General features: G+C 55.8%; 27 protein-coding genes and 3 tRNA genes. 15 read left to right on the top strand and 15 right to left on the bottom strand.

Features of this window, described 5'->3' with window-relative positions; translation table 11 throughout:
* The first annotated feature begins 222 nt into the window (after window positions 1-222).
* The gene (locus tag FHC48_RS17915) at window positions 223-687 is read left to right on the top strand and encodes an FxsA family protein (protein ID WP_023616652.1); all 465 of its coding nucleotides are present in this window, start codon (window positions 223-225) and stop codon (window positions 685-687) included.
* A gap of 36 nt (window positions 688-723) precedes the next feature.
* On the opposite strand, the gene yjeH is transcribed toward FHC48_RS17915, so the two are convergent.
* Window positions 724-1,944, bottom strand: coding sequence for an L-methionine/branched-chain amino acid transporter (yjeH, locus tag FHC48_RS17910; protein ID WP_059364613.1), 1,221 nt, complete (start codon window positions 1,942-1,944; stop codon window positions 724-726).
* 179 nt (window positions 1,945-2,123) lie between these two features.
* Between yjeH and FHC48_RS17905 the strand changes: the two genes are divergently transcribed.
* Complete coding sequence (locus FHC48_RS17905; RefSeq protein ID WP_003855929.1) at window positions 2,124-2,417, top strand: co-chaperone GroES; 294 nt, start codon at window positions 2,124-2,126, stop codon at window positions 2,415-2,417.
* A 31-nt stretch (window positions 2,418-2,448) separates the two neighbouring features.
* A complete protein-coding gene (gene groL, locus FHC48_RS17900; RefSeq protein ID WP_008502946.1) occupies window positions 2,449-4,092 on the top strand; it encodes a chaperonin GroEL in 1,644 nt (547 codons plus the stop codon).
* A 65-nt stretch (window positions 4,093-4,157) separates the two neighbouring features.
* Here the strand turns inward: groL and iadA are convergent, their stop codons facing one another.
* The 3 genes from iadA to FHC48_RS17885 are packed head-to-tail and all read right to left on the bottom strand — an operon-like array spanning window position 4,158 to window position 6,436.
* Window positions 4,158-5,309, bottom strand: a complete 1,152-nt coding sequence (gene iadA / locus FHC48_RS17895) for a beta-aspartyl-peptidase (protein ID WP_220418905.1) — start codon at window positions 5,307-5,309, stop codon at window positions 4,158-4,160.
* A gap of 22 nt (window positions 5,310-5,331) precedes the next feature.
* Window positions 5,332-5,793, bottom strand: coding sequence for a YjiG family protein (locus FHC48_RS17890; RefSeq protein WP_023293466.1), 462 nt, complete (start codon window positions 5,791-5,793; stop codon window positions 5,332-5,334).
* A complete protein-coding gene (locus FHC48_RS17885) occupies window positions 5,774-6,436 on the bottom strand; it encodes a nucleoside recognition domain-containing protein (RefSeq protein ID WP_059364617.1) in 663 nt (220 codons plus the stop codon). Before FHC48_RS17885 ends, FHC48_RS17890 begins: the two co-directional genes overlap by 20 nt.
* A 234-nt stretch (window positions 6,437-6,670) precedes the next feature.
* Here FHC48_RS17885 and FHC48_RS17880 point away from each other — a divergent pair, with 234 nt between their 5' ends.
* Window positions 6,671-7,024, top strand: a complete 354-nt coding sequence (locus FHC48_RS17880) for a DUF4156 domain-containing protein (RefSeq protein WP_008502942.1) — start codon at window positions 6,671-6,673, stop codon at window positions 7,022-7,024.
* Window positions 7,025-7,089: 65 nt separating this feature from the next.
* Here FHC48_RS17880 and epmB read toward each other — a convergent pair whose 3' ends face one another.
* Window positions 7,090-8,118, bottom strand: a complete 1,029-nt coding sequence (gene epmB, locus FHC48_RS17875; RefSeq protein WP_023326539.1) for an EF-P beta-lysylation protein EpmB — start codon at window positions 8,116-8,118, stop codon at window positions 7,090-7,092.
* 40 nt (window positions 8,119-8,158) lie between these two features.
* On the opposite strand from epmB, the gene efp reads away from it, so the two are divergent.
* The 3 genes from efp to ecnB all read left to right on the top strand — a co-directional run bounded on the left by efp (window position 8,159) and on the right by ecnB (window position 9,170).
* The gene (gene efp, locus FHC48_RS17870; protein WP_008502940.1) at window positions 8,159-8,725 is read left to right on the top strand and encodes an elongation factor P; all 567 of its coding nucleotides are present in this window, start codon (window positions 8,159-8,161) and stop codon (window positions 8,723-8,725) included.
* Between the two features lie 58 nt (window positions 8,726-8,783).
* Complete coding sequence (locus FHC48_RS17865) at window positions 8,784-8,915, top strand: entericidin A/B family lipoprotein (RefSeq protein WP_024907352.1); 132 nt, start codon at window positions 8,784-8,786, stop codon at window positions 8,913-8,915.
* Between the two features lie 108 nt (window positions 8,916-9,023).
* The gene (gene ecnB, locus FHC48_RS17860; protein ID WP_003025482.1) at window positions 9,024-9,170 is read left to right on the top strand and encodes a lipoprotein toxin entericidin B; all 147 of its coding nucleotides are present in this window, start codon (window positions 9,024-9,026) and stop codon (window positions 9,168-9,170) included.
* A gap of 37 nt (window positions 9,171-9,207) precedes the next feature.
* Here ecnB and FHC48_RS17855 read toward each other — a convergent pair whose 3' ends face one another.
* The gene (locus FHC48_RS17855) at window positions 9,208-9,807 is read right to left on the bottom strand and encodes a LuxR C-terminal-related transcriptional regulator (protein ID WP_021240725.1); all 600 of its coding nucleotides are present in this window, start codon (window positions 9,805-9,807) and stop codon (window positions 9,208-9,210) included.
* Between the two features lie 261 nt (window positions 9,808-10,068).
* Between FHC48_RS17855 and sugE the strand changes: the two genes are divergently transcribed.
* On the top strand, window positions 10,069-10,386 hold the full coding sequence (sugE, locus tag FHC48_RS17850) for a quaternary ammonium compound efflux SMR transporter SugE (RefSeq protein ID WP_008502938.1): 318 nt from the start codon (window positions 10,069-10,071) through the stop codon (window positions 10,384-10,386).
* On the opposite strand, the gene FHC48_RS17845 is transcribed toward sugE, so the two are convergent.
* Window positions 10,383-10,913, bottom strand: a complete 531-nt coding sequence (locus FHC48_RS17845) for a lipocalin family protein (protein ID WP_023326541.1) — start codon at window positions 10,911-10,913, stop codon at window positions 10,383-10,385. The genes sugE and FHC48_RS17845 overlap by 4 nt on opposite strands.
* 130 nt (window positions 10,914-11,043) lie before the next feature.
* Window positions 11,044-12,189: an MIR family cephalosporin-hydrolyzing class C beta-lactamase gene (gene blaMIR, locus FHC48_RS17840; protein ID WP_059364619.1), complete on the bottom strand. Its 1,146-nt coding sequence runs from the start codon at window positions 12,187-12,189 to the stop codon at window positions 11,044-11,046.
* 132 nt (window positions 12,190-12,321) lie between these two features.
* Here blaMIR and ampR point away from each other — a divergent pair, with 132 nt between their 5' ends.
* Window positions 12,322-13,197: a LysR family transcriptional regulator AmpR gene (gene ampR, locus FHC48_RS17835; RefSeq protein ID WP_023293463.1), complete on the top strand. Its 876-nt coding sequence runs from the start codon at window positions 12,322-12,324 to the stop codon at window positions 13,195-13,197.
* 29 nt (window positions 13,198-13,226) lie between these two features.
* Here ampR and frdD read toward each other — a convergent pair whose 3' ends face one another.
* From frdD to frdA, 4 genes are read right to left on the bottom strand one after another with little or no spacing between them, the layout of a single operon-like run.
* Entirely contained in the window at window positions 13,227-13,586 is a 360-nt protein-coding gene (frdD, locus tag FHC48_RS17830; RefSeq protein ID WP_008502934.1) for a fumarate reductase subunit FrdD, read from the bottom strand.
* A 10-nt stretch (window positions 13,587-13,596) separates the two neighbouring features.
* On the bottom strand, window positions 13,597-13,992 hold the full coding sequence (frdC, locus tag FHC48_RS17825) for a fumarate reductase subunit FrdC (protein WP_008502933.1): 396 nt from the start codon (window positions 13,990-13,992) through the stop codon (window positions 13,597-13,599).
* Between the two features lie 10 nt (window positions 13,993-14,002).
* The gene (locus FHC48_RS17820; RefSeq protein WP_021240721.1) at window positions 14,003-14,737 is read right to left on the bottom strand and encodes a succinate dehydrogenase/fumarate reductase iron-sulfur subunit; all 735 of its coding nucleotides are present in this window, start codon (window positions 14,735-14,737) and stop codon (window positions 14,003-14,005) included.
* Window positions 14,730-16,520 carry a fumarate reductase (quinol) flavoprotein subunit gene (gene frdA, locus FHC48_RS17815; RefSeq protein WP_008502932.1) on the bottom strand — a complete coding sequence of 597 codons (1,791 nt, stop codon included), beginning with the start codon at window positions 16,518-16,520 and terminating at the stop codon, window positions 14,730-14,732. The genes FHC48_RS17820 and frdA overlap by 8 nt, the downstream gene beginning before the upstream one ends.
* 310 nt (window positions 16,521-16,830) lie before the next feature.
* On the opposite strand from frdA, the gene epmA reads away from it, so the two are divergent.
* Window positions 16,831-17,808 carry an elongation factor P--(R)-beta-lysine ligase gene (epmA, locus tag FHC48_RS17810; protein WP_045337298.1) on the top strand — a complete coding sequence of 326 codons (978 nt, stop codon included), beginning with the start codon at window positions 16,831-16,833 and terminating at the stop codon, window positions 17,806-17,808.
* Window positions 17,809-17,986: 178 nt separating this feature from the next.
* The gene (yjeM, locus tag FHC48_RS17805; RefSeq protein ID WP_059364623.1) at window positions 17,987-19,486 is read left to right on the top strand and encodes a glutamate/gamma-aminobutyrate family transporter YjeM; all 1,500 of its coding nucleotides are present in this window, start codon (window positions 17,987-17,989) and stop codon (window positions 19,484-19,486) included.
* A 37-nt stretch (window positions 19,487-19,523) separates the two neighbouring features.
* Here yjeM and mscM read toward each other — a convergent pair whose 3' ends face one another.
* From mscM to rsgA, 3 genes are all read right to left on the bottom strand, one after another.
* Window positions 19,524-22,847, bottom strand: coding sequence for a miniconductance mechanosensitive channel MscM (gene mscM, locus FHC48_RS17800; protein WP_119312277.1), 3,324 nt, complete (start codon window positions 22,845-22,847; stop codon window positions 19,524-19,526).
* A 19-nt stretch (window positions 22,848-22,866) separates the two neighbouring features.
* Window positions 22,867-23,835, bottom strand: a complete 969-nt coding sequence (asd, locus tag FHC48_RS17795) for an archaetidylserine decarboxylase (RefSeq protein ID WP_023326546.1) — start codon at window positions 23,833-23,835, stop codon at window positions 22,867-22,869.
* Between the two features lie 97 nt (window positions 23,836-23,932).
* Entirely contained in the window at window positions 23,933-24,985 is a 1,053-nt protein-coding gene (gene rsgA / locus FHC48_RS17790; protein ID WP_008502927.1) for a small ribosomal subunit biogenesis GTPase RsgA, read from the bottom strand.
* 107 nt (window positions 24,986-25,092) lie between these two features.
* Between rsgA and orn the strand changes: the two genes are divergently transcribed.
* The 4 genes from orn to FHC48_RS17770 all read left to right on the top strand — a co-directional run bounded on the left by orn (window position 25,093) and on the right by FHC48_RS17770 (window position 26,134).
* Complete coding sequence (gene orn / locus FHC48_RS17785) at window positions 25,093-25,638, top strand: oligoribonuclease (RefSeq protein WP_059360840.1); 546 nt, start codon at window positions 25,093-25,095, stop codon at window positions 25,636-25,638.
* 196 nt (window positions 25,639-25,834) lie between these two features.
* A tRNA-Gly gene (locus FHC48_RS17780) sits at window positions 25,835-25,910 on the top strand.
* Between the two features lie 36 nt (window positions 25,911-25,946).
* A tRNA-Gly gene (locus FHC48_RS17775) sits at window positions 25,947-26,022 on the top strand.
* Between the two features lie 36 nt (window positions 26,023-26,058).
* A tRNA-Gly gene (locus tag FHC48_RS17770) sits at window positions 26,059-26,134 on the top strand.
* The last annotated feature ends 216 nt before the right edge of the window (window positions 26,135-26,350 follow it).

Here is a 26,350-nt window from a genome sequence, read left to right as displayed (position 1 = left end):
CATATGCTGATGATAGCGAATTGCCGTAAGCTGGATCACTTATTATCGAGCCGATTCCATGATAATTATTAATCTGTGAAATGGGTCACCGCTTTAATATTTCCAAAAAAAATATCCGTGCAAACTGATTGAATTTTCGCTAACCGTCACCATCTCATACGAACGCGCGTCGCGAACACATTCAGACAGGGGCCGATGGCCTCTGCCACACAGGAGATGCCAGTGCGCTGGATACCGTTTATTGCTTTCTTTCTCTATGTTTACATTGAGATTTCCATTTTCATCCAGGTTGCCCATGTGCTGGGCGTCCTGCTGACGCTGATTCTGGTGATTTTCACCTCCGTCATCGGCATGTCGCTGGTGCGTAATCAGGGTTTCAAAAATTTCCTGATAATGCAGCAAAAGATGGCCGCAGGCGAAAGCCCGGCGGAAGAGATGATCAAAAGCGTGTCGTTGATTATTGCGGGGCTGCTGCTGATTTTGCCCGGGTTCTTTACCGACTTCCTCGGCCTTCTGCTGCTTCTGCCGCCGGTGCAAAAGCACCTGACCATGAAGCTGCTGCCGCATCTGCGCTTTAGCCGTATGCCGGGCGGTGGGTTCAGCACCGGGCCAGGCGACACGTTTGAAGGGGAATATCAGCGTAAGGATGAACAGCACGACCGTCTGGATCACAAAGACGATCGGTGATTTTGTTGCCCGGTGGCGCTTCGTTTACCGGGCCTACTAAAGCGCCAGCCACAACACCGCCAGCATGACGATGGCGTACATACTTTTCCACCCCACCATTGCCAGCAACAGCAGGCACAGCAGCCCACCAACAAACGCCAGTGCTTTATAACGGCCTTTCAGCAAACGGCATCCCGCCAGCATGCACAGCAGGTAGATCATAATAAAAATGCCGTTAGCGTAGACGAGCAGCGTATCCAGATTGATCTTCAGGGCGTAAATGCACAGCGTACTCAGCACGCAGCAGCCCAGTACGGCATTCAGGGCATTCAGCGGCAGCTGGCGTTTAGACAGGCGCGCGAGGCGGTTATCAGGTTTATCCAGCGCCTGCGACCACACCAGACGGGCAAAGCTCTGGATATAAATGTTAAGGCTGGCAAAACAGGCCAGATAGCCGATAACGCAGGCGATCCACAGCGCCTTCACACCAAACAGTTCAACCACGATACCCGGCAGCGATGCCGCGGCGGCGAGATCGGCTCCGAAAGCCTTGAAGTGCAACACCAGCACGGTACACGCCCAGTACACCGTGCCTGCCAGCAGCAGGCCGATCATCAGTGCGCGGGGGAAATCACGTTCAGGCTGCTTAAATTCCGACGCCAGATGGGCAAAGGCTTCCAGACCGACAAAACACCAGAACATGACGGAGAGCGCGGCAAAAAGCTGTGAGTGGTCGACGTCTGTCACGGCCGGGAAGGGAATCTCTTTTACGGTGATATCGCCCGCCCACCAGATAGCGGCAACGAGCGCGACAATCAGCACCGCAACCAGTGTCTGCAGGTTGGCGCTGGAGCGGGCTCCGCGTGAACCCACCCACCAGACGATAGCCAGCGTACCCAGTTCGGCCAACAGCAACTGCTCGTCATGCCAGCCAAACAGCGCCTGGCCAAAGCCGGTTGCAATGTGCAGCGCCGCAGGAAGCCCAACCGGAATAACGGAGAGAAACAGCCAGCCGGTCACACGCTCCAGTCGCGGGCCAAATGCCAGCCCGACAAAATGCGCCACGCCGCCCGCGCTGGGGAAATGCCGCCCCAGGATGGCAAACACAATGGCAATCGGGAAAACCAATACAATCAGAACGGGCCACGCCCAAAGACTGTTATTTCCGGCTACCAGTGCCGCCAGTGCAGGTACGGCGAACACGCCCGTTCCTAACAAGGAGGTTGAGAGCAGGCCGACGCCCTGCGCCAGCCCCAACTCCTGCTTGAGTCCACTCATTGACATCGTCCTGCCAATTCCAAAAGAGAGGCGATGGTAACACTTTCGCAAAATTTTTTTTCAACTCCCCCTTGAAGGGGTAAAAAGCTATCCCCATCTCTCAGGGCACTAGTCGGAAAACCGCATGCGGGCCGGCGTCATCCATAACTGATAATGACTTTCTCAAAGGAGAGCTATCAATGAGTATTCGTCCGTTACATGATCGTGTGATCGTCAAACGTAAAGAAGTTGAAACCAAGTCTGCTGGCGGCATCGTTCTGACCGGTTCTGCAGCAGCCAAATCAACGCGTGGCGAAATCATCGCTGTCGGTAAGGGCCGCATCCTGGAAAACGGAACTGTGCAGCCACTGGACGTTAAAGTTGGTGACATCGTAATTTTCAACGATGGCTACGGCGTGAAATCCGAGAAGATCGACAATGAAGAAGTGTTGATCATGTCCGAGAGCGACATTCTGGCAATTGTTGAAGCGTAATTTACGCACGAGAATTTGAGGAAATAAGAACATGGCAGCTAAAGACGTAAAATTCGGTAACGACGCTCGTGTAAAAATGCTCCGCGGCGTAAACGTACTGGCAGATGCAGTTAAAGTGACCCTGGGCCCGAAAGGCCGTAACGTAGTGCTGGATAAATCCTTCGGCGCGCCAACCATCACCAAAGACGGTGTTTCCGTAGCACGTGAAATCGAGCTGGAAGACAAGTTCGAAAACATGGGTGCGCAGATGGTGAAAGAAGTGGCCTCTAAAGCGAACGACGCTGCAGGCGACGGTACCACCACCGCGACCGTTCTGGCGCAGGCCATCATCACCGAAGGTCTGAAAGCCGTTGCGGCGGGCATGAACCCAATGGATCTGAAACGTGGTATCGACAAAGCTGTCGCCTCCGCTGTGGAAGAACTGAAAGCGCTGTCCGTACCGTGCTCTGACTCTAAAGCGATTGCTCAGGTTGGTACCATCTCCGCTAACTCCGACGAAACCGTAGGTAAACTGATCGCGGAAGCGATGGACAAAGTCGGTAAAGAAGGCGTAATCACCGTTGAAGACGGTACCGGTCTGGAAGACGAACTGGACGTGGTTGAAGGTATGCAGTTCGACCGCGGTTACCTGTCCCCATACTTCATCAACAAGCCAGAGACTGGCGCTGTTGAGCTGGAAAGCCCGTTCATCCTGCTGGCTGACAAAAAAATCTCCAACATCCGCGAAATGCTGCCAGTGCTGGAAGCCGTTGCGAAAGCAGGCAAACCGCTGGTTATCATCGCTGAAGATGTTGAAGGCGAAGCGCTGGCGACCCTGGTGGTTAACACCATGCGCGGCATCGTGAAAGTGGCTGCGGTTAAAGCACCTGGCTTCGGCGATCGTCGTAAAGCGATGCTGCAGGATATCGCTACCCTGACCGGCGGTACCGTCATCTCTGAAGAGATCGGTATGGAGCTGGAAAAAGCGACCCTGGAAGACCTGGGTCAGGCGAAACGCGTTGTGATCAACAAAGACACCACCACCATCATCGATGGCGTGGGTGAAGAAGCCGCTATTCAGGGCCGCGTTGGTCAGATCCGTAAGCAGATCGAAGAAGCGACTTCCGATTACGACCGTGAAAAACTGCAGGAGCGCGTAGCGAAACTGGCAGGCGGCGTTGCGGTAATCAAAGTCGGTGCTGCGACCGAAGTTGAAATGAAAGAGAAAAAAGCGCGCGTTGACGATGCCCTGCACGCGACCCGTGCTGCGGTAGAAGAAGGCGTGGTTGCGGGTGGTGGCGTTGCGCTGGTGCGCGTTGCCGCTAAACTGGCTGGCCTGACCGCTCAGAACGAAGACCAGAACGTGGGTATCAAAGTTGCGCTGCGCGCAATGGAAGCGCCTCTGCGTCAGATCGTGTCTAACGCCGGTGAAGAGCCATCTGTGGTAGCAAACAAGGTTAAAGCGGGCGAAGGTAACTACGGTTACAACGCGGCAACTGAAGAATACGGCAACATGATCGACTTCGGTATCCTGGACCCAACTAAAGTGACCCGTTCTGCTCTGCAGTACGCGGCCTCTGTTGCTGGTCTGATGATCACCACCGAGTGCATGGTGACCGACCTGCCTAAAGGCGATGCGCCTGACTTAGGTGCTGCTGGCATGGGCGGCATGGGTGGAATGGGCGGCATGATGTAATCATGCTGTTCTGAACCTCTCAGAACGAACCTCGGGCAGCAATGCCCGGGGTTTTTTATTATCTTCTACTCAAACGTGCCTTTCACGCACACCACGCCTTCACGCACCATCTGGCGGCCTTTGGCCCAGACCTCGCGAATCTTCAGATCGTCCGTCAGTACCAGGAAATCGGCATCACATCCGGGCGCTATCCGTCCCTTATGCTCCAGCCCGAGAAACGCCGCCACGTTTCGCGTAAAGGGAAGAAGCGCCTCTTCCAGCGGCAGCTGATGCCGGCTGACCAGCTGCTGCAGCGTTTCAAGCAGGGATTCGAACCCCGCCACGCCCATCCCCACCAGATTGCCGCTCTCATCAAATTTCGGCTGACTGCCGTTGCCGTCCGAACTGAGCGTAAGCCGGTTAAACGGCACCTGCGCCTCGCGGGCCATCACGATGGCGCTGGCGGCGTCAATCGGTTCACTGATGCTGGTCGTGATGTCGATAAAGCCGCCTTCGCGGGCATAGCTCAGCGCGGCAAGGAACAGCGCCTGGGCGCGGTTTACGTGCGTTGGCAGCAGTTTCACGCGGGGAACGTCGGCGTTATTCAGGATGCTAAATAGCGGCTCCAGCAGCTTTGGGCTGTTGCCGAGGTGAAACACGGAAATACCCGCTTTGGCACCCAACAGCCCGCCTACGCGTGACTGGGCAGCCATACTGGCGAGCTGGTCCTCGGCTGGCGCGGAAGAACGATGGTCAGAGATCGCGCATTTCACGCCAATGATTTTATCAATCAGCGCCACGTCTTTTTCGACACTGCCGGTGATGGTCGGCGAAGGCAGCCCGTACGCCCCCGTCAGCATCCATGCGCTGATCCCTTCATGTTCAAGGGCCCGCGTTTTTGCCAGCAGCGATTCAGGATGCCGGGTCACGCCGTCGGTGCCGAGCAGGCCAACAACCGAGGTGATGCCTGCGGCAACGAGTGCAGACAGGCGAACCTCTGGCGTGCGGGTGTGAGGGCCCGCCTCGCCGCCGCCACCGATCAAATGCACATGTTGGTCGATAAACCCCGGGCAAACCACCGCGCCAGCCAGATCGCTTTCCGGGCAGTCTGGCCTCGTTGTTCCGTGGTTCGCTTTTTCGATCGCCACGATTTTTCCCGCAGCGATCAGCAGATCGCAACGTCCCTTATCCTCCGGGGCGTAGAGATGTGCGTTGCGGAAAAGGTGGGGTTTCAGCACTTAAAAATCCATTTTTATCTCCTCAGAAGAGTAGCTGCATCACCCACATTGAGAGCAGGGCATTAATGACACAAAGAGTAATAATATGCGGATAATATTTCGGGTTTACGCCGGCGGTACCCAGGCAGCGGCCGGTGTTTTGCACCGGATTGCCCATCAGATAGATGGCGGGCAGCAGGATGGTGGCATCGTGGCCGTTGAGCGTGCCGGCGGCGACCAGGCTGGCGCAGACGCCCACGCCGCCGCCCATACTCATCACCGAGGCCAAAAGAACCGTTGCCGCCGCACCCGGAAGGCCCCACAGCGCCATAATTGGCTCGCATATCTTGCCGACAATATCCAGCAGGCCGGTGACCTTGAGCGCCTGAATGATGACAAACGCCATGACGACGTTCGGCAACAGGCTGGTGGTGGCGATGGTAAAGCCGCGGCGGGCGCCATCAATAAACATATCCATGATATTTTTACGCGGCTGGGCGATCATGTTCTTCCTCCTGAAGACGATTTTCCATGTGGGCGATCCACAGGCGCAGGACGTTCGCGCCAACGAATTTAAACACCAGAATAACGGCCAGCGGCGTAATCACCGGGACGGTAATGAAGGTGAAGAGCGCGGCACCGGAAGAAAAATAGTTGGTAATGATGGCGCTACCGCTGGTCTGAAAGGTGGCGAAAATAGCGCGCTCCTGGTCCGTAATCGCGCCTTCATCGGTTAACTCTTTGGTCATCCCTGCCGCCGCATCGGTGTTTTGCAGGTTGGCTATCAGCGCCAGGGAGCAAACGCCCGGCACACCCAGCAGCGGACGTAAAATGGGGGTCATAAGCTGCTGTGCGGCACGCAGCCCGCCCAGACCTTCGGTGACGGCGATGATACCGAGCGATAAAATGACCGAGGGAGCCAGCTCAAGGGCAAAGAGGAAACCGTCTTTCGCCCCCGTTCCGCCCGTTCCGCGAAACGTCAGAGCGCCGTTGACCGGGCCAAAGCTGCCGTTTAAGACGGTAAAATCCAGCACGCGCCACCATTCGGTGCTTTTGGCGAAAAAGCCCGAGAAAAAAACGATGGTAAGTACAAACGCCACATAACCCACCCATGTCACTTTTTCCTCTCCTGAGGATGATGCACTCATAAAACCTCCTTTTTTAGTCGCGTACAAAAGTTGTACGTTGCATCACTAAAAACGATCGGGGGCTAAAACACGATATCCCAAAGGTTATTATCAGAATTCATTTAAGATGTCGGAGGAGTGCCTCGCGGAATCTGGCTCGCAGAAATGCGCGGGGGTTTTTCTTTTAGTCATCTTTTAGGTATAAGATTTACACACGGACAATTACTGTCCAGCTTATTGAAAACGAGGAATAACATGCGCGTAAAAGTCTGTGCAGGGATTGTAGGGGCAGCACTGCTGCTGGCGGGTTGTAGCTCCAGCAATGAGCTGTCGGCAGCGGGCCAGGGCGTTCGCTTTGTGGAAGATAAGCCTGGCAGTGAATGCCAGCTGTTAGGCACGGCAACCGGTGAACAAAGTAACTGGATGTCGGGTCAGCACGGTGAGGAAGGCGGTTCTATGCGCGGAGCGGCGAATGCCCTGCGTAATCAGGCTGCGGCAATGGGCGGCAACGTGATTTACGGCGTAAGTAGCCCAACGCAGAGTATGCTGTCCAGCTTCGTGCCGACCGCCAGCCAGATGACGGGCCAGGTCTATAAGTGCCCGAACTGATGTAATGTGCTAATGGCGCTGCGCCCGGCCCTGTAGGGCGGGTAAGCGTAGCGCCACCTACCTTTTTAGTGCTGCCGCAGCTGCAAATCGAGCGGCGTCTTGCTCGGCTCTCCGCCAATCTCGCGTGCCAGCTTCGGCACCATATAGCCTGAAACCAGCGTTAACAGTTCGCGCATAATCTGCCGGGCTTCTTCATCCGTCACCATGAAATGCGCCGCGCCCTGAACGCGATCCAGCACGTGCAGGTAATACGGCATCACGCCCGCATCAAACAGGGCATTGCTCAGATCGGCCAGCACGCGGGCGCTGTCATTCACGCCGCGCAGCAGCACGCTCTGGTTCAGCAACGTCACGCCCGCTTTACGAAGTCGCGCCATCGCCGCGCGAAACGCATCGTCAATTTCGTTCGCATGGTTAATATGATTCACCAGCAGCACCTGCAGGCGAGATTGCTCCAGGCGTGACACCAGGCCGTCGGTGATACGTGCCGGAATAACAATCGGTAAGCGGCTATGAATGCGCAGGCGCTTAATGTGCGGGATGGCTTCAAGCTGAGTCAGCAGCCAGTCCAGCTCATGATCTTTCGCCATCAACGGGTCACCGCCGGAAAAAATAATCTCATCCAGCTCCGGATGGGCGGCGATATAGTCCAGCGCGACCTGCCAGTTGCGTTTATTGCCCTGGTTTTCGGCATAGGGGAAGTGCCGACGGAAGCAATAACGACAATTTACCGCACACCCGCCTTTTACCAGCAGCAGGGCGCGGTTGAGATATTTGTGCAGTAAACCCGGCACCACGCTGTTCTGCTCTTCCAGCGGATCGGTGCTGTATCCCGGCGCAGTAATGAATTCATCCTGCGAAGTAAGCGTTTGTTTTAATAGCGGATCGTCGGGGTTGCCTTTCTCCATCCGCGCCACAAACGCACGGGGAACGCGCAGGGCGAAAAGGCGCTTTGCCTCGCGGCCTGCAAGCAACTCTGGGTGCTGATCGAGGTCTAAAAGACGCAGCAATTCATCAGGACTGGTGATTACATCGGCAAGTTGCGATAACCAATCTTCTCTGGACGGGGTGTTTAGGGTTACAATATGCGCCATTTTGTGGCTTAGCTACCAGTTAACAAATTTAGAGGGCCTTATGGCAACGTACTATAGCAACGATTTTCGTGCTGGTCTTAAAATCATGATGGACGGCGAACCGTACGCGGTTGAAGCCAGCGAATTCGTTAAACCAGGTAAAGGCCAGGCATTCGCACGCGTTAAGCTGCGCCGTCTGCTGACCGGTACCCGTGTTGAGAAAACCTTCAAGTCTACTGACTCTGCAGAAGGCGCTGATGTTGTTGATATGAACCTGACCTATCTGTACAACGATGGCGAGTTCTGGCATTTCATGAACAACTCCACTTTCGAACAGCTGTCTGCTGATGAGAAAGCGGTAGGTGACAGCGCTAAATGGCTGCTGGATCAGGCTGAGTGCATCGTGACCCTGTGGAACGGCCAGCCTATCGCAGTGACCCCACCAAACTTCGTAGAACTGGAAATCGTTGAAACCGATCCAGGTCTGAAGGGTGATACCGCAGGTACCGGCGGTAAGCCAGCCAAACTGTCTACCGGCGCAGTGGTGAAAGTGCCACTGTTCGTACAGACTGGCGAAGTGATCAAAGTGGATACCCGCTCCGGCGAATACGTATCCCGCGTGAAGTAATTTACGTATGATTGAAGGCGCAGCGCCCGCTGCGCCCGATTTTTTGCAGGCAGGGATGATGAAACGTACCGTTAAAATTCTGCTTCTGTTAGCGCTCTCCAGTGCATTGCTTTCTGGCTGTAACACCACGCGTGGAATGGGACAAGATATCCAGGATCTGGGTCATATCATTTCTCACGCCGCCAGCTAATTTCGTCTAATTTTCCTAAAAATGCTTCCTCTTCCGTCAACCGGCGGGATTTTGTCTATTCTTAAGTTGCTATACACAAAACAACTTTGGCTATAAAAGGAAGATATTATGGTTAAGAAGACAATTGCAGCGATCTTTTCAGTCCTGGTACTTTCTTCAGTGTTAACGGCCTGTAATACCACGCGTGGCGTCGGTCAGGATATTTCTGAAGGTGGTAGCGCGATCTCTGGTGCGGCAACAAAAGCTCAGCAGTAATGAATAAACGGTACGGGACCAGCCGGGTTTCGTACCGTCAGCTTTCTGATTCCTGCAGGGATAAGAACGGAGAAAAACGCGTATCCATATGTAATTTCATGCGGATATTGCGTTTATAGGTATAAACCGTTTTTCCGTTGATGCTCAGGTGAGCGGCAATTTTTTGATTGCTCGCGCCGTCCATCCATAACGTCAGCACCTTCTCTTCCTGTCGGGTCAGCAAGGGAGCCGCCGCCGTTGGTCTGTCAGCGCTGGCGCGCGAAATTAACGCGTCGTTGATAACCGTTGCCACCTCTTCGAGACTGGCGTTTTTTAACAGCGACGACCAGACCGGAAACTTCCCAAGCCAGTCGGTCATCCCGCTGTCCTCTCCCGACTGCAGCAAAATAAACGGTAATCTTTCACTGGCGTTAAGCAGGGAAGAGAGCTGCTGAAAATGGTGAATATCCTGCCTGAAGCCGTACAGGTCAGCGATAACCAGCGTCGGTTTCCATTGCAGAATGTGTTCTCTGGCAAGAAACAGATTATTCAGCCCGGTCACAACGTAGTGTCCCGGGAACAAACCGGAATGATTGAGCCATGCTTCAAACCCCGCGCGGGTGAAGTGACAACGGTCAATCAAAAGAATTTTGAACATATTTTATTCGCAGTCGGCTAGTGGTTTGGCTTCCTGCCATCAGAAAGCACATCATCATAGAGAAGTCGGATGAGTGCTAAAAGCCGGAACTCCGCGCCATACTGCGGCTATTTCTTGCCTTAACGTGTTCAGCAAAAAAGGATTGAAAAAAAATAGCACGCTAACCACAATAGGTGGCGTAATCTCTGCCTTACGGGACGACCCGTAAGCGTTTCTTTCACCGGGGACGGCCCCAACTTGCATTAAGTTAAGGAGCCTGACATGTCCTGGATCATTCTTTTTATTGCTGGCCTGCTCGAAGTGGTATGGGCGATTGGTCTCAAGTACACCCACGGATTTACCCGCCTGACGCCCAGCGTCATTACCGTTACCGCCATGATAGTCAGTATTGTTCTGCTATCCTGGGCGATGCGCTCTTTGCCTGTGGGAACGGCTTATGCCGTCTGGACGGGTATTGGCGCGGTGGGGGCCGCCATCACCGGCATTCTGCTGCTCGGCGAGTCAGCGAGTCTGGCGCGTATCGCCAGCCTCGCTCTGATTGTGGCCGGGATCGTTGGGCTTAAGCTCAGCACCCACTAATGGGGCTGATTTACCCAGATAAGTTTTGATACATCAAACCCTTGCCGGGTCGCGACGTCCAGCATCTGCTGCTTCATTTCTGGTGAAATAGTTGGCGTGCGGGAGAGTATCCACAGGTAGTCGCGATCCGGCCCACAGACCAGCGCATGGCGATACGCTTTGTCGAGCGCTATCACGTTATAACCGCCATAAAACGGACCAAAGAAAGAGACCTTAAGCGCGGCCCGTCGCGGGTCTCCAGTGAAGTACGCTTTTCCCACCGACTGCTGCCACATCTCCCGATCGGGATTATAGCCCCGGTTGATCACCTGAATACCGCCATCATCCATCGGACTATAATTCGCCGTGACCTTCTCTAAACCCTGCTCAAACCGATGGTCGAGGCGCGCGATTTCATACCATGTTCCAAGGAAGCGTTGTGCATCAAAAGGCGTGACGACGGTGACGCCAGGAGGCGGGGTAGGGGAACTGCAGGCAACCACTAAAAACGCGGCTGTCACCGCGGCGATAACAGGCAGAATGCGCATAGGAGTTTCCTTACTGTTTTTTGTTAAGTGTAGATGACAGCAGGAAAAATGCGGAAGATTGTGCGGCGAATTTCGCCGCACACCGTGGTTTTGTAGGCCGGGTAAGGCGAAGCCGCCACCCGGCAATGTTTTACTGCAGCGCGTCGAGGATACGGTATGCCGCCTCAACGCGTGCCGGGTTCGGATAGCTTTTATTCGCCAGCATCACAATGCCGAGCTGCTTTTCAGGAATAAATGCCACGTAGCTGCCAAACCCGCCCGTCGAGCCTGTTTTGTGGACCCAGGAGGCCTTGACCGGCGGCGCGGGTGGATTCACTTCTGCCACGGGCAATGGTGCCAGCGCCACCTTGTTATCACTGCCTCCGACGACGGTTTTGGCATCGACCGGCCAGTTGAGCATCTCCCAGCCTAACCCCTGATACATAGCCCCCACGCGCCAGTAGCGAGACTGCGCCAGAGCAATGCCTTGCTTGAGTGAGGGAGCCTGAAGAGAATCCGGCTTCATGTTGGCTATCACCCAGCTCGCCATATCCTTCACGTTAGTTTTTACGCCATAGGCTTCCGCGTCCAGCATCCCTGGCGAAACGTGGACCGCTTTACCCTCACGGTATCCCCAGGCGTAATGCGCCTCTTCCGCTTTCGGGACGTTAATCCAGGTATGGTCCAGCTTGAGGGGTTTAAAGACCCGCGTCGTCATGGCCTGCTCATAGCTCATGCCGGAAGGTTTAACCGCCAACGCACCAAAAAGACCGATGCTGGCGTTAGCGTAAAGACGCGTGGTGCCCGGCTTCCACTGCGGCTGCCAGTTTTGATAAAAGCGCAGCAGAGAGGCGGTATCCGTGACCTCATCCGGCACCTGTAACGGCAGACCGCCTGCGGTATAGGTTGCCAGATCCAGCATGCGAATGCCCTGCCACTGCTTGCCCGTGAGCTCAGGCCAGTATTTTGCTACCGGATCGCCCAGCGCTATTTCACCCCGGGCAATGGCATCGCCGCCCAGTACGCCGGTGAAGGTTTTACTTATAGAGCCCAACTCAAACAGGGTTTGCGGGGTGACGGGTTTGTTCGCCGCAACATCGGCTTTACCGAAGGTAAAGTAGTGTGGCTGACCCTGATAAATTACCGCCACCGCCATACCCGGAATGGCCTGCGCGTTCATCAGCGGCATAACGGTACGTTCCACCACCTCAGCCAGCTGTTTTTCGGACATCGGTGCGGCGAATGCAGAGCTGGCGACGCTGAGCAGCAGGGCACAGCTTAGGGATTTTGTCATCATCGGTTATCTTCCGTAATAGCAGTTCAAGGGAGTGTCCGGGCCCGTCAGACCGCTGTAGTCTGTTGGATTTGACTGTGGCTGACAAACGGTTAAATTTAGCATTAGCTGTTAATTTTTCTAACGGATGGGACCATGACCCGCAGCTATCTTCCGCTTAATTCGCTTCGCGCCTTCGAAGCTGCCGCAAGGCACCTCAGTTTTACGCATGCCGCTATTGAGCTGAATGTCACCCATTCCGCGATTAGCCAGCACGTAAAGGCGCTGGAGCAGCATCTTAACTGCCAGTTGTTCGTCCGCGTTTCGCGTGGGCTGATGTTGACCACGGAAGGCGAGAATTTGCTGCCGGTGCTGAATGACTCGTTCGACCGAATTGCCGGAATGCTGGATCGCTTTGCCAGCCAGCGCGCCCAGGAGAAGCTGAAAATTGGCGTGGTGGGTACCTTTGCTACCGGGGTGTTATTCTCGCAGCTCGCGGACTTTCGTCGCTGCTATCCGCATATCGATCTTCAGCTGTCGACGCACAACAATCGCGTCGATCCGGCAGCCGAGGGGCTTGATTACGCCATTCGTTATGGCGGTGGGGCGTGGCACGGCACGGAAGCGACGTTTCTTTGCCCTGCACCGCTTGCGCCGCTTTGCACGCCTGACATTGCAGCCGCGTTGCACACCCCTGCCGATATCCTGAAGTTTACCCTCCTGCGTTCTTACCGGCGCGACGAGTGGACCGCCTGGATGCAGGCCGCGGGAGAAAACCCGCCTTCACCGACGCACCGGGTAATGGTATTTGATTCGTCCGTGACCATGCTGGAAGCCGCGCAGGCAGGTACGGGCATCGCGATTGCCCCTGTCGATATGTTCACCCATCTGCTGAACAGTGAGCGCATTGTACAACCCTTTGCGACGCAGATTGACCTTGGCAGCTACTGGCTCACGAGGCTGCAGTCACGCGCAGAAACGCCCGCAATGCGCGAGTTTGCTCAATGGCTGGTGGGGAAGATGCAGAAATAAAAGGCCCGCCGGATGGCGGGCCAGAGGCGTCAGATAGTGATCACGGCAATCAGCGTGACCACGGTCAGGATGGTCGCCAGACCGTAGAATACCCATTTCCCGCTCGGTACATGGATTTTCAGGTCATGCATCGCATGGTGAATACGGTGCAGGCCACACCACAGCGGCAGGACGATCATCAGGAAGATGAACACGCGACCAATAAAGCTGCTCGCGAATGCCAGTACGCGTTCGTAGCTCAGCGCATCGCCCGGGAACAGCCCCAGCGGCAGCATAATGCCCACCAGCAAAATGATGACGGGGGCAATGATGGCACTCCACATGCCGCCTGCGCCAAAGAGGCCCCAGAAGACCGGCTCGTCAGAACGTTTTGGATTTGGATTGATCACAGTAGTCTCCTTACCAGAACAGTGCGACAAACAGAATGACCACAGTGACCAGAATCGTCACCGCCCAGAGCCCCTTAATCACCGGTTCTGGCCCCATTTTCTCGCCTTTTACGATGATGTTCGCCGCTTTTGGCGCCAGTTCAAACCAGGTTTTGGTATGCAGCAGCGCGGCTGCAAGCACGATCAGGTTCAGAATGACAATGATCGGGTTTTGCAGGAAACCGACAAAGCTGGCCCAGGTTTCCGGGCCATGCTTGAGGGCAAAAACGCCGTACATCAGCTCAAGGCTGAACCAGACCGCCGGTACCGCTGTGCCTTCACGCAGCATGTAGAAGCGATAAAACGGCAGGTTTTTCCACCAGGTGGACGGCACAGGCCGCACATAGGCTTTGCGTTTAGTCGTCATCATGCACTCCTTAGCGTGGTTTCAGGGTAGCGATAAGAAAGTCTTTCGAGCTTTCCACTTTACCCTGCTGAATGGCGGCGGCCGGGTCGACGTGCTTCGGACAGACTTCGGAGCAATAACCCACAAAGGTACAGGTCCAGACGCCGTTCTGGCTGTTAAGCTGCGCCATACGTTCTTTTTTACCGTGGTCGCGGCTGTCTTCGTTATAGCGGTGCGCCAGGGTAATGGCGGCCGGGCCGATGAACTCGGGGTTCAGGCCAAACTGCGGACAGGCGGCGTAGCAAAGACCGCAGTTGATGCAGCCTGAGAACTGATGGTATTTCGCCATCTGAGCTGGAGTCTGGTTGTTTGGCCCCTGATCCGGCGTGCGCGGGTTGCCAATAATGTAAGGCTTAATGGCTTCCAGGCTTTCGATAAAGTGGGTCATATCGACCACCAGATCGCGCTCGATAGGGAAGTTGCCCAGGGCTTCGACCTTGATGCCTTTGGTGTAGTCACGCAGGAAGGTCTTACAGGCCAGCTTCGGCACCTTGTTGACCATCATGCCGCAGGAGCCGCAGATCGCCATGCGGCAGGACCAGCGGTAGCTCAGATCTGGCGCCAGGTTGTCTTTGATATACCCGAGCGCGTCCAGCAGGGAGGTTTGCTCGTCGTAAGGAACTTCATAGAAAGCGCTGTGCGGTGCGGCATCCACTTCCGGGTTGTAGCGCACCACTTCAACTTTCAGTTTTTGCATCTCAGCCATTCGCCTTCTCCTTCTTCTCGGCGGCTTCTGCTTCTGCACCGTACACGCGTTTAGCCGGCGGCAGCGTGGTGATTTTCACGTCGCTGTAGTCCAGACGTGTGGTGCCATCCGCATCGCGCCAGGCGAGAGTGTGTTTCAGGAAGTTGACGTCGTCACGTTCGGTACAGCCTTCATCAAGACGCTGGTGCGCCCCACGCGACTCTTTACGCGCCAGCGCAGAGTGCGCCATACATTCCGCCACGTTCAGGCCGTGGCCCAGCTCGATGGTATAGAGCAGGTCGGTGTTGAAGACGCTGGAGGTGTCGGTGATGCGCACGCGCTTGAAGCGCTCCTGCAGTTCCGCCAGCTTATCGACGGTTTTTTGCATCAGCTCAGGGGTACGGTAGATACCGCAACCTTCTTCCATCGACAGGCCCATCTCGTCGCGGATCTTAGACCAGTTCTCGTTACCTTCCTGGTTCACCAGGTCTTTCAGGCGTTTTTCAACGTCTGCGACCTGCGCATCCAGCGCGGCACCGTTAGCCTCGCCTGCGGTTGCCGCTCGTTCCATCGCGCGCTCGCCCGCCATGCGGCCAAAGACCACCAGCTCGGCCAGCGAGTTTGAGCCGAGGCGGTTGGCACCGTGCAGGCCCACGGAGGAACATTCACCGACGGCGAACAGACCCTTAATACGGGTTTCGCACTGCTGGTCGGTTTCGATCCCGCCCATGGTGTAGTGCGCCGTTGGGCGGACCGGAATCGGCTCTTTCACCGGATCGACGCCGACGTAGGCTTTCGCCAGCTCGCAGATGAACGGCAGACGTTCCAGCAGCTTTTTCTCGCCCAGGTGACGCAGGTCGAGGTGAACCACGTCGCCACGCGGTGTGGAGATGGTGTTGCCTTTGCGCCACTCGTGCCAGAAAGCCTGAGAGACTTTGTCGCGCGGGCCGAGTTCCATGTACTTGTTCTTTGGCTCGCCGAGCGGGGTTTCCGGGCCCATGCCGTAATCCTGCAGGTAGCGGTAGCCGTTTTTGTTGACCAGGATACCGCCTTCACCGCGGCAGCCTTCCGTCATCAGAATGCCGGAGCCCGGCAGACCGGTTGGGTGATACTGCACGAACTCCATATCGCGCAGCGGCACGCCGTGGCTGAGCGCCATACCCATACCGTCGCCGGTAACGATACCGCCGTTGGTGTTATAACGATAAACGCGGCCTGCACCGCCCGTCGCCATCACCACCGCATTGGCGCGGATCTGGACGAGCGTGCCTTCCATCATGTTCATCGCCACCAGGCCGCGCGCGTGTCCATCATCCACCAGAATGTCGAGGACGAAATGCTCATCAAAGCGCTGGATTTGTGGGAACTGAAGGGAGGTCTGGAACAGGGTGTGCAGCATGTGGAAGCCGGTCTTATCGGCGGCGAACCAGGTACGTTCGATCTTCATGCCGCCGAAGCGACGAACGTTGACGCTGCCGTCCGGGCGACGACTCCACGGACATCCCCACTGTTCAAGCTGGGTCATCTCCGTTGGACAATGGTGCACAAAGTAGTCAACGACATCCTGTTCGCAAAGCCAGTCGCCCCCTGCAACCGTGTCGTGGAAATGGTATTCAAAGCTGTCATGATCCTGCGCAACGGCGGCGGATCCTCCTTCTGCGGCCACCGTGTGGCTGCGCATTGGATAGACTTTTGAAATCAATGCGATTTTAGCGTTGGGATTAGCTTGCGCTGCAGCAATCGCAGCACGTAATCCAGCCCCGCCAGCGCCTATTACGGCAAGATCGGCCTGAAAAGTTTGCACGACATTCCTCCAGATTTTTGTTATTTCGCAACGCGACAAACTAAAGGTAGTTCACCCGTCCAAAAGGACGATTGCGAAAGCGTTTCCACTGCTCCTTTATGGGTAAAACAGTATAACCGTGTAGATGTCAGGGAAATTTGACGTGTTCGATTTTTTTGCTGTTCTGTCCGGCGATTTATCATTGAGATTGATGAATTGCATCACGCAATTGTTCACCTAAATGAAATGCGCTTTTTTACTGCGCAAAATTTGTCTCTGTCCCTGCTAACGAGTAGACTTCGTGCCCTTGTCTGAAATCGGAGAACAACTCATGAGCGAAACGGCCACCTGGGAGCCGAGCGCATCCATCCCTAATCTGTTAAAACGCGCTGCAATTATGACGGAGATCCGCCGTTTCTTTGCCGACCGCGGCGTCCTGGAGGTGGAAACCCCGTGCATGAGTCAGGCAACGGTAACGGATATTCATCTGGTCCCGTTTGAAACCCGTTTTGTTGGCCCCGGCCACTCTCAGGGCATGAATTTGTATCTGATGACCAGCCCGGAATACCACATGAAACGCCTGCTGGCGGCGGGATGTGGTCCGGTCTATCAGCTGTGCCGTAGCTTCCGCAACGAAGAGATGGGTCGTCACCACAACCCGGAATTCACCATGCTGGAGTGGTACCGCCCGCATTATGATATGTACCGCCTGATGAATGAGGTGGACGATCTGCTTCAGCAGGTTCTGGATTGCTCAGAAGCGGAAACGCTCTCTTATCAGCAGGCCTTCCAGCGCCATCTGGAAATCGATCCGCTGTCGGCGGACAAAACCCTGCTGCGCGAAGTGGCGGCAAAACTGGATCTGAGCAACGTGGCAGATGCCGAAGAGGACCGCGACACGCTGCTGCAGCTGCTGTTCACCTTCGGCGTGGAACCGCAGATTGGCAAAGACCGTCCGACGTTTGTCTATCACTTCCCGGCAAGCCAGGCGTCACTGGCGCAGATCAGTACCGAAGACCACCGTGTGGCAGAGCGTTTTGAGGTCTATTACAAAGGTATTGAGCTGGCGAACGGCTTCCACGAACTGACGGACGCCCGCGAGCAGGCGCAGCGTTTCGAGCAGGATAACCGCAAGCGCGCCGCGCGCGGCCTGCCGCAGCAGCCTATTGATGTTAATCTGCTTGAAGCATTAAAAGCAGGTCTGCCGGATTGCTCCGGCGTGGCGCTGGGCGTAGACCGTCTGGTCATGCTGGCCCTGGGCGCAGAGCAGCTTGGCGATGTGATTGCCTTTACGGTCGATCGCGCTTAAAGAATTGCCGGGTGGCGCTGTCGCTTACCCGGCCTACTCGGTCATTTGGCCCTGCCACATTAAAAACTGTCATATTATCAATATACGGGTCTTTTTCTTAATTTGCCCCTTATAGCCACAATATTAGTCTGGTCATCTGCTACCATCCGCGCAGTTTAATTCCTTTTCGGATGGTTCTATGTCCCAGTCACTCAAAAAGATGACCCTTACCGGGCTCATCCTGATGATATTTACCTCAGTCTTTGGCTTTGCCAACAGCCCGTCAGCGTTCTATCTGATGGGTTACAGCGCGACGCCGTTTTATATCGTTTCGGCTCTGTTCTTCTTTATCCCGTTTGCGCTGATGATGGCGGAGATGGGCTCGGCTTACCGGAAAGAAGAGGGCGGGATCTACTCATGGATGAACAACAGCGTCGGCCCGCGTTATGCCTTTATCGGCACGTTTATGTGGTTCTCCTCTTATGTCGTCTGGATGGTCAGCACGGCGGCCAAAGTCTGGGTGCCATTCTCCACGTTTCTTTTCGGTGCCGATAAAACGCAGGTCTGGTCGTTAGCCGGGCTGAGCTCCACGCAGGTCGTCGGTATCCTGGCGGTATGCTGGATGGTGGTGGTCACGCTGGTGGCGTCAAAAGGCATCAACAAAATTGCCCGTATCACTGCCGTTGGCGGTATTTCCGTGATGTGCCTGAACCTGGTGCTGCTGTTGGTGAGTATTGCCATTCTGTGCCTGAACGGTGGTCATTTTGCGCAGGAGGTGAACTTCGTTTCCTCGCCTAATCCAGGTTACCAGTCCGGGCTGGCCATGCTCTCCTTCGTGGTGTTTGCCATCTTCGCCTACGGCGGTATTGAAGCGGTGGGCGGGCTGGTCGACAAGACCGAGAACCCGGAAAAGAACTTTGCCAAAGGGATTATTTTTGCCGCTATCGTGATTTCCATCGGCTATTCACTGGCGATTTTCCTCTGGGGCGTCAGCACCAACTGGCAGCAGGTATTGAGTAACAACACCACCAACCTCGGGAACATTACCTACGTGCTGATGAAAAGCCTGGGGATGACGCTGGGTAACGCCATGCACCTGACGCCGGAAGCATCGGCCACCATGGGGATCTGGTTTGCGCGCATTACCGGCCTGTCGATGTTCCTTGCCTATACCGGCGCATTCTTCACGCTGATCTACTCGCCGCTGAAAGCGATCATCCAGGGTACGCCAAAAGCGCTGTGGCCGGGACGCATGACCCAGCTCAATACCGCAGGCATGCCTGCCAACGCCATGTGGATGCAGTGTCTGCTGGTGTGCGTGTTTATTCTGCTGGTCTCATTTGGCGGTGATACCGCATCGGCGTTCTATAACAAGCTGACCCTGATGGCGAACGTGTCGATGACCCTGCCGTACCTGTTCCTGACCCTGGCGTTCCCGTTCTTTAAGGCAAAGCAGGAGCTTGAGCGTCCGTTTGTGATCTTCAAAACCCGCGCGGCAACGCTGTTGGCCACCACGGTGGTGCTGCTGGTGGTGGCGTTTGCCAATATTTTCACCATCATTCAGCCGGTGATTGAGGCGAACGACTGGAGCAGCGCGCTGTGGATGGTGGGCGGCCCAATCTTCTTCTCGCTGTTAGCGATGGGGATTTATGAGAATTACCGTCGACGCGTGACGGCGTACATCGCAGAAGTGGCGTAGCGGGAATATTCCCCTCCCGAAAGGGAGGGGAGACGCGTTATAAGCTGCCCGCCGGGCGCGTACGCGCCGTTGACGTCAGCGTTCTTCCCGTTTTACGCCCGTCCAGGCTTTCCAGACGCATCTGGAACGGTGGGAACGGCATATCAATACCGTGCTCGCGGAAGCCCGTCAGAATCAGCTGGTGGATCTCATGGCGCAGCGGCATACGGTGGCCCATTTCGGCGGCGTAGATACGCAGCTCGAAAATCTGAATCCCCTGCTGTAAATCCACAAGGAAAACTTCCGGTGCCGGGTTGTCGATGACCAGCGAGCAGCGCTCCGCGGCAGTGTAGAGGATCTGGGTGACCTCTTCGCTGTTCGCGTCCGACGGTGCCGGTACCGTCAGCACCACACGGGTAACGGAGTCTGAGAGCGACCAGTTGATGAACTGCTCGGTAATAAACGCCTTGTTTGGCACGATGATCTCTTTCCGATCCCAGTCGCTGATCGTCGTCGCACGGGTGTTGATCTTCGTGATGCTGCCGGTCAGATCGCGGATCGTGACGGTATCGCCAATACGGATCGGTTTTTCGAACAGAATGATCAGGCCCGAGATGAAGTTGGCGAAGATCTCCTGTAAACCAAAACCTAACCCAACGCCGAGCGCTGCGACGAGCCACTGGAGCTTCGACCACTCAATGCCGATCATCGAGAAGCCAACCAGACCGCCAAACAGCATGATCAGATACTTGGTAATGGTCGTGATTGCATAGCCCGTACCCGGCGTTAAATCCAGATGCTGCAGCAGCGCCAGCTCCAGCAGCGCCGGGAAGTTACGCACCAGTTGGGTGGTGATGATCAGCACCAGAATGGCAATCAGCACCGCCCCTAAGGTGATCGGCTCCAGGCTTTCAACACCCTGCACCGTGGACGTCACGTCCCACAGCGAGATGTTCTCCAGGAAGCCAAATGCCGAGTGGATCTCCGACCACAGGAAGATGACCGACAGGAGGGCAATCAGCATCAGGATGGAGCGAACCAGACGCAGGGACTGGGTACTGATGGCATCCAGATCCAGTTCGACCTCATCCGCCTCCGTCGTACCTTCCGTACTGTTAACGTGGTTTGGCTCCTCCTCACCCCGCGCGCGCTGGGCGAGGATCTCCGCCCGGCGATGCTTGGCACGGTCAAACGCCAGACGGCGGCGCTGGATCAGCATCCAGCGGCGGATAACGTGATACACCACCAGCAGCAGGAACCAGATGGCCACCGAGGTTTCGAGACGTGCCAACAGCGCCTGCGACGTCGCCAGGTAACCCACCGCGGCTGCCAGCATCGCAATCAACGGTGCGCTGAGCAGCAGGTTCCAGAGCAGCCGGTTGAACATATTGTCGCCGCTGCCGGTTTTGTCCAGATAGAGCGGAATACCCGCGCGTTTCAGGCTGAGCGTGACGATGGCCAGCGCTCCGCATATCAGCATAAAGCAGAGGCGGCCCAGCGAGCCTGAAAACTCCCGGTCGTTGAGATTATCGAACATGATCAGCGCCATAATCAGCGGCACAATCAGCCCGATGCTCATCAGATAGTAACGCATGGCGCGCGCCACGCGATTACGCGGCCAGCCAAAGTGGGCGATGAACAGGCCATTGGGTCGCGCAAAGGTGGCGCAAATCATCACCACCCACAGCAGCGGCACCGTGGCGGTGACGCCATCGCCAATCGCTACCGCGAGCGGATAGGGCCAGGCTTCCCGCAGGCCATAGCCCAGCGTCATCCACAGCACCGGCAGCGGGGAGGCGACGAGAATCGACCAGAATACGGTGCGCAACGTCAGCCAGAAGTGATCCTGGGTAACCTTCCCCACTCGGGAGCTGGAACGCTCGAGGAAGCGGGTGAAATGTCTGCGCGAGTAAATGCTGAAGCCCACCAGAATTAACGCCCCCAGCAGCGGGAAAATGGTTTCTTTGCTGGTGAGCATCATCACGCTGGCCTGTCCCAGCTGGCTGAAGGTATCGAGCGAAATCAGACGACGCAGATCCTGGACAATCTCAATTGGCCACGAGAAGGTCATCGGACGCACGTCGGACGTCCAGAAGAGGTAACGGTGCGTCGCCTCGTTCACCTCTTTCAGCGCATCTTCCAGCTGGCTGTTGGACACTTTTAGCTTGGTCAGCTCAAGAATCAGCGTATCCCCGCCCTGGAGCAGAGAGTTCAGCAGTTCACGCTGGGTACGCAGCTGGGCTTCCAGAATGCGGCTTTGCTCGCCGGTCAGAGGCTGTCCGTCAGCCTGACGGATCTGGCGGATTTGCGGCTGCTTATTGAGAAGATCTTCAAAATGCAGTCGCTGAACACGTAGCTGGGCCATTTCGGTATCCAGCTGCTGCGGCTTCGGCATCTCCGGCAGGCGCGCGACCTGGGCGCGTAGCGCTTCGCCCAGCAGGTTTGACGATCCGAGCCACTGGGACTGTTCGCGCAGGGTGTTGAGCGCCTGGCGAACCTGAAGGGTTTGATTAGTGGCCTGACGCTGCTGCGAGGCCACCAGATCCATACGCTGCGCCTGTTGATTCAGCGCGGCCGAAAGCTCACGGTTGACCTTAAACTGCTCGACGATGCCGGCAGGCAGGTTATCGCTATTTTCTGCCAGCAGCTCGGTACTTTCCAGCGCGCGCTCCGCTTCACGCTGGCGCTGGCTATTGAGCTGGTTGCGCAAGGCCTGAAGATAGGCGTCCAGCTGCTCGCTCTGCTTCTGAGCGAGTTCTGAGCGCATCCGCGACAGCTCCTGGCGGTTATTGGCGGAAAGCTGCGCCAGCTCGAGCTCATCGACAAGGGCCTTCAGGCGAGCTGATTCTGCCTGCAGGCCCAGATTTTGGGCCTGCGCCTGTGGCGTGTTGCCGTTTTGTGTTCCCACGCGGCGCTCAACTTCATTAAGCTGGCGGCGGGCGTCGGTTTGCTGCTGCGGAAGCTGGCTGAGGGAGTCGGCAATTTCGCGCGCTCGCTCCTGCTCCTGCTGAGCAAGGCGGCTCTTTTCCAGAAGCTGGCTGCTGACCTGCAGGATCTCCTGGTTCAACGCGTCGGAGGTCATCCCTGCCGGCACATCGCGCGGTTCGTCGCGCAAGTTATTGAGCTGCGCGCGCAGCGTCTGCGAGAGTTTGGGGAAGTTGTCGATAACCTGCTGATACTGCTGAGCGCGCTCAAGCGAGCCTTTCCGCTCCTCAAGCGCGTTCAGTGCGGACTGGAGCGACTCGACGGTCTCTGGCTGAGCGGGTTTGGCCGCTTTTGCCTGCTCCAGTTCCTGGGTTATCTGTTTGGCGTCGGGGGCTGTCGCTGCGTACGCCCCCATGCTGAGGCACCAGGCCATCAGTAGAACGATAATCGGGCGCACGTCAGCGATCCTTCTGTTGTTAGCCTTCGTCTTTTTTGTCGTCAACCAGCGGGCTGGCGTCGTGCTCGGCCTGGATCTCTTCCTGTGACAGCGGAGCAGGCTCTGCATCTGGCGTCACGAAGGTTTCGGTAGAGACCGCCAGCGGCTGGCCCAGCTTTGTCACCGACAGGCTTTCAAGCTGTTCAGCCAGCTTCACTTTGCCCGGCGCAAACAGGTTGATCACGGTGGAGCCCAGCTTAAAGCGGCCCATCTCCTGACCTTTGAGCAGGGCCACGGAACCTTCCGCTTCACCGGCAGGCCAGGTCCAGCGTTTGATCACGCCTTCGCGCGGCGGGGTGATGGTGCCTGCCCAGACGGTTTCGATGCTGCCGACGATGGTCGCACCGACCAGAATCTGGGCCATAGGGCCAAATTCAGTATCGAACAGGCAGATGACGCGCTCGTTACGGGCAAACAGGTTTGGCACGTTCTGCGCGGTCAGGTGGTTCACGGAGAACAGATCGCCCGGGACGTAAATCATTTCACGCAGGATGCCGTTACACGGCATGTGCACGCGGTGGTAGTCGCGCGGTGACAGATAGGTGGTGGCAAAGGTACCGTTGCGGAACAGATCCGCCATCAGGTAGTTACCCGCCAGCAGCGCTTCCAGGCTGTAGTTATGGCCCTTCGCCTGCAGAATTTTGTCGTCTTCGATGTTACCCAACTGGCTGATCACGCCGTCTGCCGGCATCACCAGGACGTTAGGGTCGGTGTTCACCGGGCGCACGTCGTCACGCAGCGGGCGCACGAAGAATTCGTTGAAGGTGCGGTAGCTGGCGGTATCCGGCTTCTGCGCCTCTTTCATGTCGACCTTGTAATATTTTACGAAAAGGTCGATGACCAGTTTGGTCAGCCAGCCTGCGCGTTTGCTCGCGCCCCAGCCCGCCAGGCGAGTGAGCCACAGTTTTGGCAGAATGTATTGAAGCGAAAGTTTAAATGCGTTTAACAAGGTAGCCTCCAGGCCATTGTTTTGTCGTTCCTGATCCGGCGGTAAGCCACCGGAACCTGAAAAAAGGGGACGATTTTAGCGATGCTTAGCTTAGTTGTCAGTTATCAGAATCAGAAAAGTTTTTACGCGTTTTTACCTGATCCATGCTCTCAAGAATGCGGTGATAATTCTCGAAGCGGGTCTCCGCGATTTCGCCTTTCTCAACCGCTTCACGGATAGCGCAGCCTGGATCGTTATCGTGTTTACAGTCGCGGTACTTGCAAGCGCCTAAATAATCATGGAATTCGACAAATCCGTTAAAGATTTGTTCCGGCTCAAGGTGCCATAAACCGAACTCTCGCACGCCCGGGGAGTCGATCACGTCGCCGCCATGTGGGAAGTGATACAGGCGTGACGCGGTGGTGGTGTGCTGGCCCAGGCCCGAGACGTCAGACACATCGTTGGTGAGGATCTCTTGCTGAAGGCCAAGCAGGTTGTTCAGCAGGCTCGATTTACCCACGCCGGACTGGCCCGCAAAGATGCTGATGCGGTCGGTCAGTGCCTCTTCAAGCGGTTTCAGGCCATCTTTGGTGTAGCTGGAGACCATCAGGACGCGATAGCCAATTTTGCGATAGATATCCATCTGCTCATTGACGAAGGCCATTCCGTCGTCGTCCAGCAGATCGATTTTGTTCAGCACGATGATCGGTTCAACCTGCAGCGTTTCGCAGGCGACGAGGTATCGGTCGATAATATTGAGCGACAGTTCGGGCAAAATCGCCGATACGATAACAATCTGGTTAATGTTGGCGGCAATCGGTTTGACCCCGTCGTAGAAATCGGGACGGGTTAACACGGACGTGCGCTCATGGACCGCTTCAACAATACCTTTTACCGTTACGCCTTCCGCCGCCTCTTTACCCGGTCGCCAGACGACGCGGTCGCCGGTCACCAGAGAACGAATGGTCCGGCGGATGTTGCAGCGGTGAATCGCACCATCGGCGGATTCCACGTCAGCGTGCATACCGAAACGGCTGATGACTACGCCTTCCGTTGGGTCGCCAAACAGGTTGTCGTCGTAATCGACCTTCTCCGCAGTGGTTTTAAGACGGCGCTGGTGATTGGCGTTCACGCGGCGCTGCTGCCCTTTGGAGAGTTTATTTTTACTCAATCGCACTGGCTCCTGGTCGCCCGTAGGGGGCAAAACCTCTATGATACACTCTAATTAATACTAGTTAACCTGCTACTGCCGGTTATGCGAGAAGGGTGGAAAATAACATGAGCGCGGATGAAAACAACCTGATTTGGATCGATCTCGAAATGACCGGGCTGGATCCCGAGCGCGATCGCATCATTGAAATTGCGACCCTGGTGACGGACGCCAACCTGAATGTCCTGGCGGAAGGGCCTACGATTGCGGTGCATCAGTCTGATGACCAGCTGGCGTTGATGGACGAGTGGAACGTGCGTACCCACACCGGCAGTGGCCTGGTGGAACGCGTGAAGGCGAGCACGATGGGTGACCGTGAGGCGGAGCTGGCGACGCTTGAGTTCCTGAAACAGTGGGTTCCGGCGGGCAAATCACCTATCTGTGGGAATAGCATCGGCCAGGATCGTCGTTTCCTGTTTAAGTACATGCCGGAGCTGGAGTCTTACTTCCACTACCGCTATCTGGATGTCAGCACGCTGAAAGAGCTGGCGCGTCGCTGGAAGCCTGAAATTCTCGACGGCTTTAAAAAGCAGGGGACGCATCAGGCGATGGACGATATCCGAGAGTCCGTGGCGGAGCTTTCTTACTACCGCGAAAACTTTATTAAGCTGTGATTTTGAGATCCGGCGCCTTGCGTGGCCGGGTTTTTGTCGTTAAATTGTGCAGCTTGCCGATTAAATAAGCATTTGAACTGAATTTCGAAAAAATCGCTTTAAGGGGGGTTGCAGCTAAAAGGATTTCTCGTATAATGCGCCTCCCGTAACGACAGAGAATTACACGTTACGACAGCAACAAAAGCAGTGCAGATTTGCGGGAATAGCTCAGTTGGTAGAGCACGACCTTGCCAAGGTCGGGGTCGCGAGTTCGAGTCTCGTTTCCCGCTCCAAAATTTGAAAGTGCTTTCACAGCACAGACTGCCCAAGCGGGAATAGCTCAGTTGGTAGAGCACGACCTTGCCAAGGTCGGGGTCGCGAGTTCGAGTCTCGTTTCCCGCTCCAAAATTTGAAAGTGCTTCCACAGCACGGACCACCCAAGCGGGAATAGCTCAGTTGGTAGAGCACGACCTTGCCAAGGTCGGGGTCGCGAGTTCGAGTCTCGTTTCCCGCTCCAAATTCTTATTCATCTCTAAAATATCCACAGCGAAAAGAATCGCTGGGGACGTTTTCTGTTTTCTCTGAAATACTCTTGTGAACAGAGTTATCCACAGAAACTGCGCTTAACCGAAACAGGGTTAAAACTTAGCAGGGTGAATAATATTTTCATAACATATTGTATTTACATCATAAAATTTGATTTCAAAATGTTATTGAGATCACTTGAACTCTT

This window comes from Enterobacter sp. EC_50, from assembly GCF_019584525.1.
In the GTDB taxonomy this organism is placed as follows: Bacteria; Pseudomonadota; Gammaproteobacteria; order Enterobacterales; family Enterobacteriaceae; genus Enterobacter; species Enterobacter roggenkampii.
This window is presented reverse-complemented; position numbering and strand designations above follow the sequence as displayed.

Bases quoted from the DNA above. Each gene is read 5' to 3' on its own strand.
- FHC48_RS17885 (WP_059364617.1), bottom strand. From the start codon at position 6,436: ATGAGTGCATCATCCTCAGGAGAGGAAAAAGTGACATGGGTGGGTTAT.
- ecnB (WP_003025482.1), top strand. From the start codon at position 9,024: ATGGTTAAGAAGACAATTGCAGCGATCTTTTCAGTCCTGGTACTTTCT.
- FHC48_RS17845 (WP_023326541.1), bottom strand. From the start codon at position 10,913: ATGCGCATTCTGCCTGTTATCGCCGCGGTGACAGCCGCGTTTTTAGTG.
- FHC48_RS17905 (WP_003855929.1), top strand. From the start codon at position 2,124: ATGAGTATTCGTCCGTTACATGATCGTGTGATCGTCAAACGTAAAGAA.
- groL (WP_008502946.1), top strand. From the start codon at position 2,449: ATGGCAGCTAAAGACGTAAAATTCGGTAACGACGCTCGTGTAAAAATG.
- yjeH (WP_059364613.1), bottom strand. From the start codon at position 1,944: ATGAGTGGACTCAAGCAGGAGTTGGGGCTGGCGCAGGGCGTCGGCCTG.
- ampR (WP_023293463.1), top strand. From the start codon at position 12,322: ATGACCCGCAGCTATCTTCCGCTTAATTCGCTTCGCGCCTTCGAAGCT.
- FHC48_RS17890 (WP_023293466.1), bottom strand. From the start codon at position 5,793: ATGATCGCCCAGCCGCGTAAAAATATCATGGATATGTTTATTGATGGC.
- blaMIR (WP_059364619.1), bottom strand. From the start codon at position 12,189: ATGATGACAAAATCCCTAAGCTGTGCCCTGCTGCTCAGCGTCGCCAGC.
- epmA (WP_045337298.1), top strand. From the start codon at position 16,831: ATGAGCGAAACGGCCACCTGGGAGCCGAGCGCATCCATCCCTAATCTG.
- frdC (WP_008502933.1), bottom strand. From the start codon at position 13,992: ATGACGACTAAACGCAAAGCCTATGTGCGGCCTGTGCCGTCCACCTGG.
- yjeM (WP_059364623.1), top strand. From the start codon at position 17,987: ATGTCCCAGTCACTCAAAAAGATGACCCTTACCGGGCTCATCCTGATG.
- orn (WP_059360840.1), top strand. From the start codon at position 25,093: ATGAGCGCGGATGAAAACAACCTGATTTGGATCGATCTCGAAATGACC.
- FHC48_RS17820 (WP_021240721.1), bottom strand. From the start codon at position 14,737: ATGGCTGAGATGCAAAAACTGAAAGTTGAAGTGGTGCGCTACAACCCG.
- efp (WP_008502940.1), top strand. From the start codon at position 8,159: ATGGCAACGTACTATAGCAACGATTTTCGTGCTGGTCTTAAAATCATG.
- epmB (WP_023326539.1), bottom strand. From the start codon at position 8,118: ATGGCGCATATTGTAACCCTAAACACCCCGTCCAGAGAAGATTGGTTA.
- FHC48_RS17865 (WP_024907352.1), top strand. From the start codon at position 8,784: ATGAAACGTACCGTTAAAATTCTGCTTCTGTTAGCGCTCTCCAGTGCA.
- FHC48_RS17855 (WP_021240725.1), bottom strand. From the start codon at position 9,807: ATGTTCAAAATTCTTTTGATTGACCGTTGTCACTTCACCCGCGCGGGG.
- sugE (WP_008502938.1), top strand. From the start codon at position 10,069: ATGTCCTGGATCATTCTTTTTATTGCTGGCCTGCTCGAAGTGGTATGG.
- FHC48_RS17880 (WP_008502942.1), top strand. From the start codon at position 6,671: ATGCGCGTAAAAGTCTGTGCAGGGATTGTAGGGGCAGCACTGCTGCTG.